Source organism: Aerococcus sp. L_32, from assembly GCF_050689315.1.
The window spans coordinates 1-1539 of sequence record NZ_JBOEQF010000444.1; the positions used below are offsets into that span (position 1 = coordinate 1).

At 35.2% G+C, this 1539-nt stretch carries 2 protein-coding genes; both read right to left on the bottom strand.

Annotation, left to right across the window (positions count from 1 at the left end):
• Nucleotides 1–191: 191 nt before the first annotated feature.
• Nucleotides 192–905 carry a Crp/Fnr family transcriptional regulator gene (locus tag ACRCJ0_RS13770; protein WP_431387913.1) on the bottom strand — a complete coding sequence of 238 codons (714 nt, stop codon included), beginning with the start codon at nucleotides 903–905 and terminating at the stop codon, nucleotides 192–194.
• A gap of 98 nt (nucleotides 906–1003) precedes the next feature.
• Nucleotides 1004–1450, bottom strand: coding sequence for an organic hydroperoxide resistance protein (locus ACRCJ0_RS13775; RefSeq protein WP_016896947.1), 447 nt, complete (start codon nucleotides 1448–1450; stop codon nucleotides 1004–1006).
• Nucleotides 1451–1539: the final 89 nt, after the last annotated feature.

The following is a 1539-nucleotide window of genomic DNA, read 5'->3' on the forward strand; positions in this document are numbered from 1 at the left end:
AAAATTTTTTATGCATTTGATATTGCAATTAAGCGTTATTCGACATAGGAGATTAAAGTTTTATAAACAGTAGGGTAAGAGCATATTCACATGTAGTTAAACAAATATTTTAGCGGGTAGTTTCTATGGATTAGCTTATTAGAGCGACAAAAAAAGTAACAGCAATTAATCTGTTACTTTATAATAAAATATTATTCATTTGCTTCGATGCTTTCATCAAGTAATGCGAATTCTAGCGCATTTTTATCTAGTATTTCAATAATATTTGGACGTGGTTGCGAAATAAGCTGGTCCTTAGTTAATTTAGATAAGCAACGACTAAAAGTTTCTGGTGACATTCCAAGATACGAAGCTGTAGCTTTCTTGGTTGTTGCTAATTTTACTTTTAAAGAATCTTGTTTTTCACTCATATGCAATAAGTATTGAATCAATCGCGCTTTCGTCGAGCTTGTAGTTATGCCAGTCGTTTGCTGTTCGGCATCATCAAGACGGCGGGCCATTTCACCTAAAAGTTCGATAGCTATTTGTGGATGGGCTAATAAAACTTGTTCAAAATCGTCTTTTTTAATGGCACATAGCTTGCTAGGCTGAGTTGCTTCAATATAATAGTCATAATGACGTTCCTCAAATAATGACATTTCCCCGACAAAATCACCTTGTTGTAGTATGCGAATCAATTGTTGCTTTCCTGATACAGCTAGGCGATAAACTTTTAACTGGCCTTCTTGTATTAGGTAGAGTGATTGCAACTTTTCGCCTGCAGCGTAAACTAATTTTCCTGCCGAAACATTTTTTTCAGTAATGTAGTTTTGGATTGATTGGATATCTTCAACGATTAATCCCTGAAATAAGGGCATTGTACTGACACAATGATGATATTTTGTAAAATCAATTGTCTTTTTCATATCCACCGATCCTTTCTTAATATATTATAGCACAACAAAACGTCCACTAGTTTTGAATTGCTAGTGAACGTTTATTGAGAGTTGTGTGCAATTTAAGCTTATTTTTCTTTGCTAGCGTCGTAATTTACTGCGCGAACAGTTACTTCAATTGAATCGCTAACTGCTTTAGAGTAAGGGCAAACCTTATGTGCTTCGTCCGCTAATTTTTGAACTTCTAAAGTGTCAAGGTCACGAATAGCAACAGTAATTTCTACAGCTAATTGGAAGTCTGCAGCATCAGGTTTCTTGTATAGGCGCACAATATTTGTAACTTGTGAATCTTCACGCACTTTGTGTTGACCTTTAACAATTTCTAAAGCACCGTGAAAACAAGCGCTATAACCTAAAGCAAACAATTGCTCAGGGTTTTGGCCAGCTCCAGAACCACCCATTTCTTTAGGGGTAGTAATTTTTACCTCATAAGAGCCATCTTCTAAATAGCTAAAACCATCACGACCACCTGTATTTGTAGCTTCTGTTTCATAAATTTTTTGATAATCAGACATATTGAACACTCCTTTTCTTTTGATAACTTTAGTATAGATTCTAGTAAGCGTTTCTACCTTGACCTAGGTCAAGGATGCCAAATATATTT

Bases quoted from the DNA above. Each gene is read 5' to 3' on its own strand.
- ACRCJ0_RS13770 (WP_431387913.1), bottom strand. From the start codon at position 905: ATGAAAAAGACAATTGATTTTACAAAATATCATCATTGTGTCAGTACA.
- ACRCJ0_RS13775 (WP_016896947.1), bottom strand. From the start codon at position 1,450: ATGTCTGATTATCAAAAAATTTATGAAACAGAAGCTACAAATACAGGT.